Origin of the sequence: Thalassospira mesophila (assembly GCF_002115755.1) — a bacterium.
Classification (GTDB): domain Bacteria; phylum Pseudomonadota; class Alphaproteobacteria; order Rhodospirillales; family Thalassospiraceae; genus Thalassospira; species Thalassospira mesophila.
Genome location: NZ_JFKA01000002.1, coordinates 128,330 through 142,316, shown reverse-complemented (window position 1 = coordinate 142,316; position 13,987 = coordinate 128,330). Strand labels below are relative to the sequence as shown.

At 54.7% G+C, this 13,987-nt stretch carries 14 protein-coding genes; 11 read left to right on the top strand and 3 right to left on the bottom strand.

The window, feature by feature from the left end:
• The first annotated feature begins 11 nt into the window (after positions 1-11).
• From panC to TMES_RS04970, 11 genes are all read left to right on the top strand, one after another.
• Positions 12-875, top strand: a complete 864-nt coding sequence (panC, locus tag TMES_RS05025) for a pantoate--beta-alanine ligase (RefSeq protein WP_085580150.1) — start codon at positions 12-14, stop codon at positions 873-875.
• Between the two features lie 416 nt (positions 876-1,291).
• A complete protein-coding gene (gene ffh, locus TMES_RS05020; protein ID WP_085580148.1) occupies positions 1,292-2,773 on the top strand; it encodes a signal recognition particle protein in 1,482 nt (493 codons plus the stop codon).
• Positions 2,774-2,915: 142 nt separating this feature from the next.
• Positions 2,916-3,293 carry a 30S ribosomal protein S16 gene (gene rpsP, locus TMES_RS05015; protein WP_085580146.1) on the top strand — a complete coding sequence of 126 codons (378 nt, stop codon included), beginning with the start codon at positions 2,916-2,918 and terminating at the stop codon, positions 3,291-3,293.
• Between the two features lie 48 nt (positions 3,294-3,341).
• Positions 3,342-4,016: a ribosome maturation factor RimM gene (rimM, locus tag TMES_RS05010; protein ID WP_085580144.1), complete on the top strand. Its 675-nt coding sequence runs from the start codon at positions 3,342-3,344 to the stop codon at positions 4,014-4,016.
• A gap of 3 nt (positions 4,017-4,019) precedes the next feature.
• A complete protein-coding gene (gene trmD, locus TMES_RS05005) occupies positions 4,020-4,742 on the top strand; it encodes a tRNA (guanosine(37)-N1)-methyltransferase TrmD (protein ID WP_085580142.1) in 723 nt (240 codons plus the stop codon).
• Positions 4,739-5,143 carry a 50S ribosomal protein L19 gene (gene rplS, locus TMES_RS05000; protein ID WP_085580140.1) on the top strand — a complete coding sequence of 135 codons (405 nt, stop codon included), beginning with the start codon at positions 4,739-4,741 and terminating at the stop codon, positions 5,141-5,143. Before trmD ends, rplS begins: the two co-directional genes overlap by 4 nt.
• Positions 5,144-5,784: 641 nt before the next feature.
• Complete coding sequence (gene leuC, locus TMES_RS04990) at positions 5,785-7,197, top strand: 3-isopropylmalate dehydratase large subunit (RefSeq protein ID WP_085580136.1); 1,413 nt, start codon at positions 5,785-5,787, stop codon at positions 7,195-7,197.
• A gap of 9 nt (positions 7,198-7,206) precedes the next feature.
• Positions 7,207-7,395 carry a hypothetical protein gene (locus TMES_RS04985; RefSeq protein ID WP_085580134.1) on the top strand — a complete coding sequence of 63 codons (189 nt, stop codon included), beginning with the start codon at positions 7,207-7,209 and terminating at the stop codon, positions 7,393-7,395.
• Between the two features lie 4 nt (positions 7,396-7,399).
• Positions 7,400-8,011 (top strand): 3-isopropylmalate dehydratase small subunit, encoded by a 612-nt coding sequence (gene leuD / locus TMES_RS04980; RefSeq protein ID WP_085580133.1) that lies wholly within the window; start codon positions 7,400-7,402, stop codon positions 8,009-8,011.
• A gap of 97 nt (positions 8,012-8,108) precedes the next feature.
• Positions 8,109-9,212 (top strand): 3-isopropylmalate dehydrogenase, encoded by a 1,104-nt coding sequence (gene leuB, locus TMES_RS04975; RefSeq protein ID WP_085580131.1) that lies wholly within the window; start codon positions 8,109-8,111, stop codon positions 9,210-9,212.
• 186 nt (positions 9,213-9,398) lie between these two features.
• Complete coding sequence (locus TMES_RS04970; protein WP_085580129.1) at positions 9,399-11,465, top strand: hypothetical protein; 2,067 nt, start codon at positions 9,399-9,401, stop codon at positions 11,463-11,465.
• A 167-nt stretch (positions 11,466-11,632) separates the two neighbouring features.
• Here TMES_RS04970 and TMES_RS04965 read toward each other — a convergent pair whose 3' ends face one another.
• The 3 genes from TMES_RS04965 to TMES_RS04955 all read right to left on the bottom strand — a co-directional run bounded on the left by TMES_RS04965 (position 11,633) and on the right by TMES_RS04955 (position 13,784).
• Positions 11,633-12,562, bottom strand: a complete 930-nt coding sequence (locus TMES_RS04965) for a sigma-70 family RNA polymerase sigma factor (RefSeq protein WP_245835215.1) — start codon at positions 12,560-12,562, stop codon at positions 11,633-11,635.
• 133 nt (positions 12,563-12,695) lie between these two features.
• Entirely contained in the window at positions 12,696-13,130 is a 435-nt protein-coding gene (locus TMES_RS04960; RefSeq protein WP_085580127.1) for a carboxymuconolactone decarboxylase family protein, read from the bottom strand.
• A gap of 192 nt (positions 13,131-13,322) precedes the next feature.
• The gene (locus TMES_RS04955; RefSeq protein WP_085580125.1) at positions 13,323-13,784 is read right to left on the bottom strand and encodes a hypothetical protein; all 462 of its coding nucleotides are present in this window, start codon (positions 13,782-13,784) and stop codon (positions 13,323-13,325) included.
• Between the last annotated feature and the right edge of the window lie 203 nt (positions 13,785-13,987).

Below are 13,987 nucleotides of genomic sequence, written 5' to 3'. Positions count from 1 at the left end.
ATTTTCAAAATATGAGCCTGCATACTGTTCACACCGTCGCCGATCTGCGCGCCCAGGTTTCCTCGTGGCGCGCAGAAGGCCTTAAAATTGCGCTTGTGCCCACAATGGGCGCACTGCATCAGGGTCATATCAGCCTGACAACACTGGCCCGCCAGTTTGCAGACCGCGTTATTGTCAGCGTTTTTGTCAATCCTACCCAGTTTGGCCCGACCGAGGATTTCGCCGCCTATCCCCGCACCCTGCCCGCCGATCAGGTGATATTGCAAGATGCCGGGGTCGAGCTGTGTTTTGCCCCCACGGTCGAGGAAATGTATCCGTCGGGTTTTGCCACCCGCCTGCATATCGATAATATGACCGACATGCTGTGCGGTGCCTCGCGCCCCGGCCATTTTGATGGCATGGCACAGGTGGTCAGCAAATTGCTGCTTCAGGCCCTGCCCGATGTCGCCCTGTTTGGCGAAAAGGATTACCAGCAGCTTATGGTGATCAAGCGCTTTGTCACCGACCTGAACATTCCGGTATCCATCATTGGCGGCCCCATTCACCGCGAACAAGACGGGCTGGCGATGTCGTCGCGCAACCGGTATTTATCGGCGCACGAACGTCAAACCGCCACCACGCTTTACCAGGTTCTCACCGCAATTGCCGATCGCGCGGCGCGCGGCGATGCCATTGAACCGCTGCTCGAAACCGGTCGCCAGCAAATTGCGGCGGCGGGCTTTACCCCGATTGATTATCTGGAAATTCGCGACGCTGAAACCCTCGACCTGATGCAGGGCATAATCAACCGCCCGGCCCGGGTTTTTGTTGCCGCCCGCCTTGGCAAGGCCCGCCTGATCGATAATTTCGCCATTACGCCGCACCAGGAAGACTGACCGACCCCACGTTTATACCAGTCCCGTTGGTCCGCGATCCGGCTGATCGAGCCTTACCAATCGCGGCACACGTCGCGCGGTGCCGTCGCACGTGACCGGTTCGCCATAATTTGGCATTACCCAAGGCTGGCATTCTTTGCCATTGCCGCGCCGTCTGGTTGTTACAGCACCGAAAACCGGTGCGAATCCGCATTGAACAAGGCGATACGGATTTAACGGTGCAAACACCGATGAAAACGGCTGAAACCGGGCATTTCGCGCTGCTTTACACTTGACTCTTCCCCTGCACTCACTTAAACACCCCACAGCAAAGGTCATCCGTGTGGTGACTCCCCCAGTCCTCGAGATCTCGAGCACTGGGCAAATTTTTTTTGTGCGCACATGGTGGAAACACCGGCAAACAGACGGGATATGGGATGTTTGAAGGACTTAGCGATCGGCTTGGCGGCGTTCTCGACAAACTGCGTAAACGCGGTGCGTTAAAGGAATCTGACGTCCGCGAAGCCATGCGCGAAGTTCGTGTCGCCCTGCTTGAGGCTGACGTCGCCCTTTCCGTTGTTAAAGACTTCATCAACAATGCGACCGAACGTGCGATTGGCCAGGATGTCCTGCGCTCTGTCACGCCGGGTCAGATGGTCGTCAAGATCGTCCATGATGAACTTAAAAACATGCTGGGTGAAGGCGAAGAAATTAATCTTGCCGCCACGCCGCCAGTTCCGATTTTGATGGTTGGTTTGCAGGGCTCGGGTAAAACCACCAGTTCCGCCAAAATTGCCCTGCACCTGACCAAAAAGCGCAATAAAAAAGTCCTTCTGGCCTCGCTCGATATTTATCGCCCGGCCGCCCAGCAGCAGCTTAAAATTCTGGCTGATGCCAATGGCCTGCATGTTTTGCCGATCATTATGGGCGAAAAGCCGGTTGCCATTGCCAAGCGCGCCATGGATATGGGCCGCAAGGAAGGCTTTGACGCCGTGATCCTTGATACGGCCGGTCGCCTGCATATCGACATGGAACTGATGAGCGAAGTCGCCCAGGTCCGTGATGCGGTGAAGCCGACCGAAACCCTGCTGGTCACCGATGCCATGACCGGCCAGGATGCGGTGAATGTTGCCAAGGAATTTGCCGACAAGGTTGGCATTACCGGTATCGTTCTGACCCGTGTTGACGGCGATGCGCGCGGCGGTGCGGCACTGTCGATGCGCCAGATTACCGGCTGCCCGATCAAGATGCTGGGCGTTGGCGAAAAGATCGACGAGATGGAACCTTTCCATCCTGATCGTATTGCTGGCCGTATCCTTGGCATGGGCGACGTTGTCAGCCTGGTGGAACGTGCAGCAGAAACCATCGAGCGTGAAGACGCTGAAAAGATGGCCAAAAAGCTGCAGAAAGGCCAGTTCGACTTAAACGACCTTCTGGCACAGCTTAAACAGCTTCAGAAAATGGGCGATCTGTCGGGCATCATGGGGATGTTGCCGGGCATGGGTGCAATGAAAAAGCAGATGGCCCAGACCAAGATCGACCCGAAGCTTTTGAAACATCAGGAAGCAATTATTCAGTCGATGACCGTGAAAGAGCGCGAGAACCCCGCGCTCATCAAGGCATCGCGTAAAAAACGTATTGCAGCGGGTTGCGGCCTGAGCGTTCAGGACGTCAACAAGCTTCTCAAACAGTTCCAGACCATGGCGACGATGATTAAAAAGGTCGGCAAAATGGGCAAAAAGGGAATGTTTGGCAAAGGAATGCCCCAGATGGATCCGTCCATGCTGGAAGGCGGGGATGCTGGAGATCTTCAGCTTCCCAAAGGTTTTCCCGGTGTTGGCGGCGGTATGCCGCGGCTTCCGGGAATGGGCGGCGGTGGCTTGCCGCCGGGCTTTCCGGGGTTTGGTAAAAAGAAATAACCATGCCCCCGGTTCGAAAGAACCACATCATGCGGTCTCGCACGAACCTTTGTTAAAGGTTCATTCGAACCGGACCAAATTGGCCCTGCAAAGGGCTGTAACGTAAAGACTACTAAACCCGAGCTGAAAGGAACTTATCCGAATGGCTGTCAAGATTCGTCTCTCCCGTGGCGGTGCCAAAAAGCGTCCTTACTACCGTATCGTAGTTGCTGACGCCCGTGCCCCGCGCGACGGTAGCTTCATCGAAAAGGTCGGAACCTATGATCCGATGCTTCCGAAAGAAGCTGAAAACCGCGTAACCTTCAAAGAAGAACGCATTAAATATTGGCTCGGCGTTGGCGCCCAGCCGACCGAACGCGTTGCCCGTTTCCTGGGTAAAGCCGGTCTGGCCGAAGCATTCAAACCGACCGAACAGCCCAAGAAGTCTGCTCCGAAGGCGAAAGCCCAGGAACGTCTTCGTGAAAAAGCTGCCAAAGCCGAAGCTGCTGCTGAAGCCGCTGCCGAAGCTACCAGCGAATAATTGGCTGATCGTACAATTTGATCAGATACCAGGTAATTGTGAACTGACATGGCTGAGAACCGCAAATCCAAAAACGATACAGATTTTGTCTGCATTGGCATGATCACGGCCCCTCACGGGGTTCGCGGTGCCGTGCGCGTCAAAAGCTATACCGTTGACCCGGATAATCTGGTTGGTTATGGCCCGTTATTTGATGCCAAAGGGAAACAGAAATTCAAACTGTCGCCCGTTGGCCACGTTCGTGACCAGTTGATCGCCAAGATCGACGGTGTCAACGACCGTGACGCGGCTGAACGACTGCGCGGAACCCGGCTTCATATTCCACGGACGGCATTGCCGGACACGGAAACAGACGACGAATTCTATCTTGCCGATCTGGTCGGTTTGAAAGCGATCCATGTTGATGGATCTGTTTTTGGCACCGTCCGCGGCGTGGCTGATTTTGGGGCGGGCGATGTTATCGAAATCGCCCTTGAAGAAAGCCGGGGAAAAGTTGTTGTGTTGCCGTTCACCCGCACAGTTGTGCCAGAAGTGATTTTGTCAGAACGCAAGCTGGTGGTTAACCCGCCCGAGGGGCTGTTGCACGATGACGATGGGCCGGGCAATCGCCCGGGTCGCACATCGAAATCAGGCAACAACGCCCAGGCCGACCGCGACTCCGAAGCCGTGACCGCAGATGCGGCAGGCGCGGAAACCGCGACCGGCAGCGGAAAGGAGGCCTGAAGGATGCCCGTGTGGCAGGCCAAAGTTGCAACCCTGTTCCCGGAAATGTTTCCCGGTGCCATCGGCCAGGCTTTGGCTGGCAGGGCGCTGGAAAACGGGATCTGGTCGTTGGATGTCAAAGACATTCGCGACCATGCAACCGACCGCCACCGCACGGTTGACGATAATCCTTTCGGGGGTGGGGCCGGTATGGTCATGCGCCCCGATATCGTCGATGCCGCCCTGCGTGAACTCCGTGCTTCGGCACCGGAATTACCGCTGATTTATCTCAGCCCGCGGGGAAAGATGCTGAACCAGAAACGGTGCCGCGAATTGGCAACGGGACCAGGTGTGATGCTGTTATGCGGCCGATACGAAGGTATCGACCAGCGCGTATTGGATGAACACCAGGTCGAAGAAATCAGCATTGGCGATTACATCCTTATGGGCGGCGAATTGCCGGCCATGGTCCTGATTGAATCGTGCATACGCCTGATCGAAGGAGTGGTGAATAAAGCCGCTTCCGTCGATGAGGAAAGCTTTGAAACCGGGTTGCTGGAATATCCGCATTACACGCGCCCGGCCAATTGGAACGGGCGTGAAGTACCGGAAATTCTGCTCTCCGGGCATCATGCCAAGATACAGGCCTGGCGGCTTGACCAGGCAGAAGAAATCACTCGTGAACGGCGTCCTGACCTTTGGGATCAGTATGTTGCCACGGGCCCAGCAAAGAGGGTTAAATCATGACCAATGCAATCATTCAGCAGATCGAAAAAGATCAGCTTGATAAAATCTCCGCAAAGCGCGCCGTGCCGGAATTTGATGCCGGTGATACCGTTCGCGTTCACCTGAAAGTTGTTGAAGGCACGCGCGAGCGTATTCAGCAGTTTGAAGGCGTTTGCATCGCGCGTAAAAACCGCGGCCTGAACTCTTCCTTCACCGTGCGTAAAATCGCATCGGGCGAAGGTGTTGAGCGTATTTTCCAGAACTATTCCCCGGCGATTGACAAAATCGAAGTCGTGCGTCGTGGTGATGTTCGTCGTGCAAAGCTTTATTACCTGCGCGGCCGTACTGGTAAATCGGCACGTATCGCCGAACAGACCACCGGTCACAAAGGCAAGCTGACGGCGGCTGAACGCAAGAAATAAGCTGCCACCGGGCAACCGGACAGCACAAAACGGGTCCATTGCAAAATGGGCCCGTTTTTTTATGCCTAACCCTTATCTGCCCTGCCACATCCCCTTGCGTATCTGTACCTCACGCGCCATTGGCCGTGATTGATCCATGCCGGTCTGTGGCGATTGAACGATTATAAAAACACGCAATAGTTGCGTTATGGCGAATCGGTAAAAACTGCCCGCCAACCATCTCATTGGCGGAATTGTTCACCCTTAGCCATCACATTTTTCTATATCAGCTATTTAGACTATGGGGCTCAATCCCGCTTTATAGGCTGCATCAGCTACCCAAAGATGCCAAATTTTGACCGTTTCAATTTAAAGATGTTGCCGCCTGAAAAAACACCCGCTCCGGCGCTTGCGATTTGCAAGCTGGCGTGTATAAAAACAGTCCCGCGGCAAAAACAGTCCCGGGCAAGCGTTTCTGAATAATAAAATTTCGCAGCGCCAAGCTGCGCCGGAGGAAATGGCGGTATCCCGCCACCCTGCATTACCGCCAGATTATCCCGTGATGATCGTACGGTTTTATCCCCGGTATCATTCGCATCGCCTGCCCGCGCGCCTTATGTTTTGCAATAACGCACACAGGATCGAATAGAGAGGAGGTCGAGATGGGAAACCCGAAAACCCTTTTTGACAAAATTTGGGCAAGCCATGTGATTAATACGCAGGATGACGGCACCTGCCTTATTTATATCGACCGCCATCTCGTTCACGAGGTTACCAGTCCGCAGGCCTTTGAAGGTCTGCGCAATGCCGGTCGCAAGGTGCGCCATCCCGAACTGACGCTGGCCGTGCCCGACCATAACGTGCCGACCACCGACCGCTCCCAGGGCATCAAGGAAGAAGACAGCCGTATTCAGGTTGACACCCTTGACCAGAACGCGCGCGACACCGGCATTCACTATTTCCCGATGAACGATCTTCGTCAGGGTATTGTGCATATTGTTGGCCCGGAAGAAGGCTTTACCCTGCCCGGTGTGACCATGGTTTGCGGTGATTCGCACACCTCCACCCACGGGGCCTTTGGCGCGCTGGCATTTGGTATTGGCACATCCGAAGTTGAACATGTGCTGGCCACCCAGACCCTGGTTCAAAAACCGGCCAAAAACATGCTGGTCAAGGTCGAGGGTGATTTGCACCCCGGCGTGACTGCCAAGGACATCACCCTTGCCATTATCGGCCGTATCGGTACCGCAGGCGGCACCGGCTTTGTGATTGAATATGCCGGTTCGGCCATTCGTGCGCTTTCGATGGAAGGCCGCATGACGGTTTGCAACATGGCGATTGAAGGTGGCGCACGCGCCGGTTTGATCGCGCCGGATGAAAAAACCTTTGACTATATCAAGGGCCGTCCGATGGCACCCAAGGGTGCGGCATATGAACAGGCTGTTGAATACTGGAAGACCCTGCCCACGGATGACGGCGCACATTACGACAAAGTCGTCGAACTTGATGCCAACGACATCATCCCGCAGGTTACCTGGGGCACCAGCCCGGAAGACGTTGCCCCGATCAGTGCTGTTGTGCCTGGCCCGGACGATGTGACCGATGCGGGCAAGAAAAAAGCCATTACCCGTTCGCTCGAATATATGGGTCTGGTTGCGGGCACTCCGCTTGAAGAAGTTAAAATCGACCGTGTTTTCATTGGTTCTTGCACCAATGGCCGGATCGAGGATTTGCGCGCAGCCGCCGTTGTCGCCAAAGGCCGCAAGGTTGCGGCATCGGTTAATGCCATGGTCGTTCCGGGTTCGGGACTGGTCAAGGAACAGGCCGAAGCAGAAGGTCTGGATCAGATCTTTCTTGAGGCCGGTTTTGAATGGCGCGAACCGGGTTGCTCGATGTGCCTGGCAATGAACCCCGACCGTCTGGAACCGGGTGAACGTTGTGCATCGACATCAAACCGCAACTTTGAAGGCCGTCAGGGCCGCGGCGGTCGGACCCATCTGCTTAGCCCGGCGATGGCCGTTGCAGCAGCGGTAACCGGTTATCTGACCGACGTTCGCAAGCTTGAAATTGTGTAAGGCCCGATAATGTCTGCACAAGCCTTTACCAGTTACGAAGACGGCATACCGCGTTACGGGCGGGCAATGGTGTTAGAAAGCCTGTTGCCCCAGCTTACCGGGATTAACCTGCCCGATTTCGTTGCTAATGACATCGACGCCACCGAAGACCTGATAGAAGCCCTGGGTCGGGTGTGGGATGCCGAAAACAAGGGATAAGACAATGGACAAGTTCGACACTTTAACCGGTGTGGCCGCACCGTTGCCGATGCTCAATGTCGATACCGACATGATCATCCCCAAGCAGTTTCTCAAGACCATCAAACGTTCCGGTCTTGGCAAAAACCTGTTTGATGAAATGCGTTTTGACGATAACGGCGACGAAATTCCTGGTTTCGTTCTGAACCAGCCGGCGTATCGCAATGCCAAAATTCTGGTCACCGGAGCCAATTTTGGCTGTGGGTCATCGCGCGAACATGCGCCCTGGTCGCTGCTTGATTTTGGTATTCGCTGCATTATTGCGCCCAGCTTTGCCGACATTTTTTACAATAACTGCTTTAAGAACGGCATTTTGCCGATCGCCCTGCCGCAGGAAGATGTTGATAAACTGATGCTTGACGCCGAACGCGGTGCCAATGCCACGGTGACGATTGACCTTGAAAAGCAGGAAATCACCGGCCCGGATGGCGGTTGCATCAAGTTTGATGTCGAACCGTTCCGCAAGCATTGCATGCTTAATGGCCTTGATGACATTGGCCTGACCCTGCAACAGGGTGATGCGATTAACGGCTTTGAAGCCGAACGTGCATTGTCGCAGCCCTGGCTGTCGCTTTAAAAAATTACGGGCGGCGCAAATATTTTACGCCGCCCGTTTTTAATTCCCGCATATCTGGCGCGCTTGCGCGCCGCTGTTTCTTTGCGAAGGTTTGAAAATGACGATTACCAAAAAAGTTTTGATGTTGCCGGGCGACGGCATTGGCCCCGAAGTGATGCGCCAGGTTCAGCGCGTTATGGACTGGATGGCCAAAAAACGTGACATCAATTTTGACGTCACCGAAGGCCTGATCGGCGGCGCCTCGATCGATGCCCACAACAACCCGCTGACCGACGAAACCCTGGCCGACGCCATGGCTGCCGATGCCGTGTTGCTTGGTGCTGTGGGGGGCCCGAAATGGGACAACATTCCGTTCGACATCAAACCCGAACGCGGCCTTTTGAAAATTCGCAAGGAAATGGGCCTGTTTGCCAATTTGCGCCCGGCCCTGGTATTTGACGCCCTTGTCGGCGCATCGACCCTGAAGGAAGATGTGGTTAAGGGTCTCGATATCATGATCCTGCGCGAATTGACCGGCGGCATTTATTTCGGCCAGCCACGTGGCATTGAAGAACGCGACGGTGTTCGTTTTGGCTTTAACACGCTGGTTTATTCGGAACCCGAAATCGAACGTATCGCCCGCGTTGCCTTTGATATGGCGATGAAGCGCAACAAGCGCCTGTGCTCGGTCGACAAGGCCAACGTTCTGGAATCCACCGTTTTATGGCGCGAAGTTGTTGAACGCGTTGCCAGGGAATTCCCCGAGGTCGACATCAGCCACATGTATGTCGATAACGCCGCCATGCAGCTGGTGCGCAACCCCAAACAGTTTGACGTGATGGTTACCACCAACATGTTTGGCGATATCCTGTCTGATTGTGCCGCTATGCTGACCGGGTCACTGGGCATGCTGCCATCGGCATCGCTGGGTGCGGCCGATGAAACCGGCGCACGCAAGGCATTGTACGAGCCGGTCCACGGATCTGCCCCCGACATTGCCGGTCAGGACCTTGCCAACCCGCTGGCAACCTTGCTGTCATTCGCCATGATGCTGCGTTATTCGTTCGACATGGGCGATGACGCCACCATGATCGAAACCGCCGTTCAGAACGTTCTGAAGGGTGGCCTGCGCACCGCTGACATCATGCAGCCGGGCATGGCCAAGGTTTCAACCAGTGTTATGGGTGAAGCGGTTATCAACGAGCTGAACAAGCTGGTCTAACCGACCACCACATCATCGATCTGAATTTCAAGGCCGGGGCCGATAACGCCCCGGCCTTTTTATTTTATTTCAACCCATTGCGTACAATGCGACACAAATAAAATCGCAAACGGTTCATGCATTGCAGACAACGCGTGATATATTAGCGATCACATTTTTCAGATTTGCAGGGGACCGCGCGATCAGATGGCCAAAACCGCAAAATTCATTATTGGCAGCCTCGTTGTTGTGGCCGCGGCTGGTGCCGGGCTTCATTTTTTGGCCCCGGTCTATACCGAAAATAATCTGCGCAGCGCGCTGACCAACCCGCAATCGATGATCCGTGGCGAATTTACCAATTTTCAAATGTCGCTGTTTAAAGGCACCATGTCGGGCGACAATGTCAAAATCGTCAGCATGGACGGGGCTGTTTATAGCGCGCAACATGTCGATATCACCGGCATCGACTGGCTTGCGGTTTACGGTTTTAACCCGTCACACGATGCACTGGCGCAGGGCATGACCCTTGGCAATGCGACCATCGAGGTTAACGGGCGCAAAATTTCCTTTGATCAGGCGCGCCTTGCAGGTGTTTCGGCCGATCCCACCAACTGGCTTCCCGACACTTTTGCCGCCGCCGATATTACAAGCCCCGGCCTGACCCAAACCTTTGAGGATCAGACCAGCACAATTGAAGATATCCACATTCAGGATATCGCGGCGGACCATATTGGTGGCATTACCACCGGTGCCTGGAGCTATGACGCCGGGCCTGATCAGGGCAATGCCCGCATTGCGCAAAGCATTTTTGCCAATTGTGCCGGGCCGATGCCGCTGTTGCAGCAGCTTGATAACAGCGATTTTAACTGGAATTCGGCTGAATCGTGCAAAAACATGGCCTTGGCCGATTTAACCATGTCGCTGCCAGACCATTCTGCCATTTCAGCGGCGGGCATATTGGTCGACGGATTAACCACCCAATCGATTGAAACCACCAGCGTTAACGGGCTTAAAATTCGTCTGCCGAAAAATGGCGGGGCCCTGACCATTGGCCGGATCGAACTTGGCGGGTTTGATCAGGCGATCAACCCGGATCTGATCCCGGCACCGGGCGAAAAATTTGACATTGACCAGTGGCTGGCCGCGTTTGAAAGCGTGAAAATCGACAAGCTGGAATTATCCGACCAGCTTTACACCCTGCCCGAAGCGGAAATTCGCTGGGACCACCTTGCCATCCATAAACTGGCGCATAATGTGATTGGTGAATTCTCATCGGGTGGGCTTTCGGTTCATGGCAGCAACGTTGCCCAGACCCTGAAAATCGGGCTGGATCAAGCCACCCTTCGCGATGTTGATCTGGCCAATATCGGCACGGTCCTTCGCCAGTTTCAGGGTGTCACCGCCAGCACACCAGAAGAACAACTTGCTGAAATGCAGGACAAAACACTGGGAGAAGTCGGTTTTCCCTTTAACCCGCCTGTTCTGTCGACCTATTTACTGACCGGCATTGAACTTGGCATTACCGGCAGTGAAACCTTTCATCTGACGCTTGATGAACTGGGTGGTGCGCTGGGCGATGTTGGCCCGGCACGCGAAGACGGGCCACAGGTTGCCCGGGCAGCCTCCAGCCATATTGGCGGCTTTAGCATCGACATACCCGACGAAATAAGCACCGATCCCCGTGTTACCAGCATGCTAGGTGTTGAACGGTTTGATCAGGTGACGCTCGATATCGATGCGCATCAACGCTGGAACGCGGAAAATGGCGAATTCCAATATGGCGTTGATGAACTCACCGTGCATGATTTTGGCACCGTAAAATTTTCCGTCACGCTGGCAGGGTTAACATCGGATGTTATCGGGCAGTTGCAGGACATTCCCCTGATCGATGCCAAACAACGCATTGGCAAAATCTTTAGCCAATCTGCCCTGTTAAAGGACGCGTCGCTGGAAATTTCGGGCGAAAACCTGATGCCGACCGTGTGGAAAATTGCCGCAGCAACCAGCGGCGTTCCAGCAGATCAATTACAGCTGACCGCCGGAATGGTGGTGGTTCAGGCCCAGCAACAATATGGCAAGACGGGCCAACTCGGCGCATCCCTTGGGCAACTGGCCAATTGGCTGGCCGCCCCGCACCGCCTGAAAATTACGCTGTCGCCGCCAAAGCCGGTGGCGTTTGGCCCGTTGATGAAGGCCCAAAAGCCGCCCACCCCGCCGGTTCTGGCCGAAACATTTGGCCTTAAAATCCTCGCCAATGATGAAGTTGGCAAATAACCCATCCCGACGACCAGGGCGATAACACCATAACGGCCAGGCGCACATGTGCAGCTTGGCCGTTATTATTTGCATGGCCCTTTACGGTCTGGCACCTCACGGCACATGCAAACACCCTGCCCCCGAAACACTGTCTGGCCACTCACTTTATAGTCCAGACAACGCGTTTAACTTCTATTTGGTTGAAACACCGCGATCTTATCAGGATTGCGATGGACGAAAATGCGATCAATGCGGCCATTTTCAACGGCAAATGTAATGGCGGTATGCACAACACCATCGGCGGCAAACAGGATCCAGCTTTCGGCTTCGCTTTCCGCGATCGTCATATCGGCAGCAGCAAAGTTTTTGTGCCATACCCCGGCAAAGAAACGGGCAACATGGTCTGTTCCGAACAATGTATTGATGTTAACGCTGGCTTTACCGCCGCCATCGCTTTGCAACGTCACATCGGGTGATAACAGGGCCGCAATCGCGTCAGCCCTTCCCGATTGCAAGGCGCTGATAAAACCCGCCAGATCTTCGCGCTTTAACCGGCGCGCGCACCCTGTTTCATCAGATAAAACCGCAGCCGCAACCGGCTTCTCTGTTGCGGTGTCACCCAATTCCGACGCCGCCTGATCTTGCATTTTCCGACGTGCCCGAAATAATATTTGTCGGGCATTATTGGGCTGGTTGCCCAGGGTTTCCGCAATGGCGCTATGATCCCAATCAAAAACATCATGCAAAACCAGCGTGATACGCTCGGGTGGCGATAGCTTTTCCAGCATCACTAAATACGCCTGCGACAGGTAATCGCGATTAATCAGTGCGGCTTCGCTTTCATTGGCAAACGGGTTTACCCAGGGCTCGGGCAACCAGTGGCCGACATAATTTTCGCGACGACGACAGGCAGATTTCAAAATATCCAGGCACAAATTGCTGCACACCCGCACAAGCCAGCCAAGCGGATCGTTTATAGTGGCGATATCCGCCCCGCACCATCGCAGCCAAACATCCTGTACCGCATCTTCGGCATCGGCGTGACTGCCCAGCATGCGAAACGCCAGCGCAAACAACCGGGGGCGATGCTGTTCAAAAATCGCTGTCGACATCATGTTGCCTTCTCTCCGCAAAAACGCACAAGGCGGCACAGGCATGTGTGCCTGTGCCGCTAAAATCCGGGCAATAACCGTGTTTATGTCATGGCAACGCCGGGCAGGCAGGTTGCCGGTCAAACACGGGGGGCGATCAGGCCCGTTGGTGCTGGGCAATACCCAACCGGTTCCAGGCATTAATCAGGGCAATACCGGTGGTCAGTTCCGATATTTGGCTTTCGCTAAAATGCGCGCCAAGGGCTTCAAAGCTGGCATCGATGGCGGCGGAATCGGCAGCGATGGTCAGCTTTTCTGCCCAGTCAAGGGCGGCACGTTCGCTCGCGTCAAAATCCTTGGCATTGCGCCAAACGGCCAGCATGTCGATTTTGTCCTGCTGCCCGCCATGTTTCAAATAATCATCGCGATGCATACGCAGACAAAACGAGCAGGCGTTAAGCTGCGATACCCGGCATTTCACAATTTCGACCACCGTTTTGGGCACTGTCTTTTCGGTCTCGAACACAGTCGAGGCATGATACAGCCCCTTGAACAAGGCAGGGCTAGTTTTGGCAAAATCAAAGCGGCTCATGGTGCAATCTCCTGTTTGCAGACAATGAAAAACATTCGCTACAAACAGGACGAGACAACATGGACAGCTGTTACATCACGTGATGATTTTTCCCAAAAACAATCATCCTGAAATTCCACCGCTGTTGCGACAATGGCGCTGGCACCGGCCCGCCAGTTCGCTACGCCGCTGGTTTAAATCCCGCGTTTTTGCTCAGGAAATTCCACTTTTTCTTAGCGCTTCTGCCAATGTCGGATGCAAAACCCAGTTCCAGTCCTCGGTTTCCATTTGCGTGCCGTCAGCCAGGCTAAAAATAGCGGCAAGATACGCGCTGACATCGGTTTGGCATTGCGGCAACCCGGCTGCCATCGCAATTTTACGACCAATACGCCCGTATTTTTTAAGGCCAATGCGCGGGCCAAAATGCCCGGCCGCAAAGGCAAGGTCCAGCCCGGTAATGCAGTGATCAGGGGCGCGCAAATGGGCGCGCAGCATGTCGCGCTCGCAACTTGACAGCTCCACCACCGACAATGCCTTGCAGTATTGGTCGACCGAACCGACATAATCTGGTCGATCATCCGTAGCTGCGAGGTCGGAAAAAGCAAAATAACCCGTCCCCCGGCGGGCGTTGGCACGCGCGTTAACGGCGGGTCCGGCATGGCTTGAATACAGCATGGTTTTCCTCCCTAAAAGGAAATCAACCGATCATATCCGGGTTAATCAGGGCCGGTTGCATCCCTGTGTCCCGGTTGGCGGACTCTTGCGGTCCGCTGGGTAGGCACGTTCAAAAAGACAAACCAGAATGCTGTTCGTTGTTAATTTTTGTTCGTCGACAAATCTGGAAACGTGGGCAGCGGAGCGTAAAACATCCCCGCTGC

Coding starts and splice junctions, on each gene's coding strand:
- TMES_RS04955 (WP_085580125.1), bottom strand. CDS start 13,784: ATGCTGTATTCAAGCCATGCCGGACCCGCCGTTAACGCGCGTGCCAAC.
- rplS (WP_085580140.1), top strand. CDS start 4,739: ATGACCAATGCAATCATTCAGCAGATCGAAAAAGATCAGCTTGATAAA.
- rpsP (WP_085580146.1), top strand. CDS start 2,916: ATGGCTGTCAAGATTCGTCTCTCCCGTGGCGGTGCCAAAAAGCGTCCT.
- ffh (WP_085580148.1), top strand. CDS start 1,292: ATGTTTGAAGGACTTAGCGATCGGCTTGGCGGCGTTCTCGACAAACTG.
- leuB (WP_085580131.1), top strand. CDS start 8,109: ATGACGATTACCAAAAAAGTTTTGATGTTGCCGGGCGACGGCATTGGC.
- TMES_RS04960 (WP_085580127.1), bottom strand. CDS start 13,130: ATGAGCCGCTTTGATTTTGCCAAAACTAGCCCTGCCTTGTTCAAGGGG.
- trmD (WP_085580142.1), top strand. CDS start 4,020: ATGCCCGTGTGGCAGGCCAAAGTTGCAACCCTGTTCCCGGAAATGTTT.
- rimM (WP_085580144.1), top strand. CDS start 3,342: ATGGCTGAGAACCGCAAATCCAAAAACGATACAGATTTTGTCTGCATT.
- TMES_RS04985 (WP_085580134.1), top strand. CDS start 7,207: ATGTCTGCACAAGCCTTTACCAGTTACGAAGACGGCATACCGCGTTAC.
- leuD (WP_085580133.1), top strand. CDS start 7,400: ATGGACAAGTTCGACACTTTAACCGGTGTGGCCGCACCGTTGCCGATG.
- TMES_RS04965 (WP_245835215.1), bottom strand. CDS start 12,562: ATGATGTCGACAGCGATTTTTGAACAGCATCGCCCCCGGTTGTTTGCG.
- panC (WP_085580150.1), top strand. CDS start 12: ATGAGCCTGCATACTGTTCACACCGTCGCCGATCTGCGCGCCCAGGTT.
- TMES_RS04970 (WP_085580129.1), top strand. CDS start 9,399: ATGGCCAAAACCGCAAAATTCATTATTGGCAGCCTCGTTGTTGTGGCC.
- leuC (WP_085580136.1), top strand. CDS start 5,785: ATGGGAAACCCGAAAACCCTTTTTGACAAAATTTGGGCAAGCCATGTG.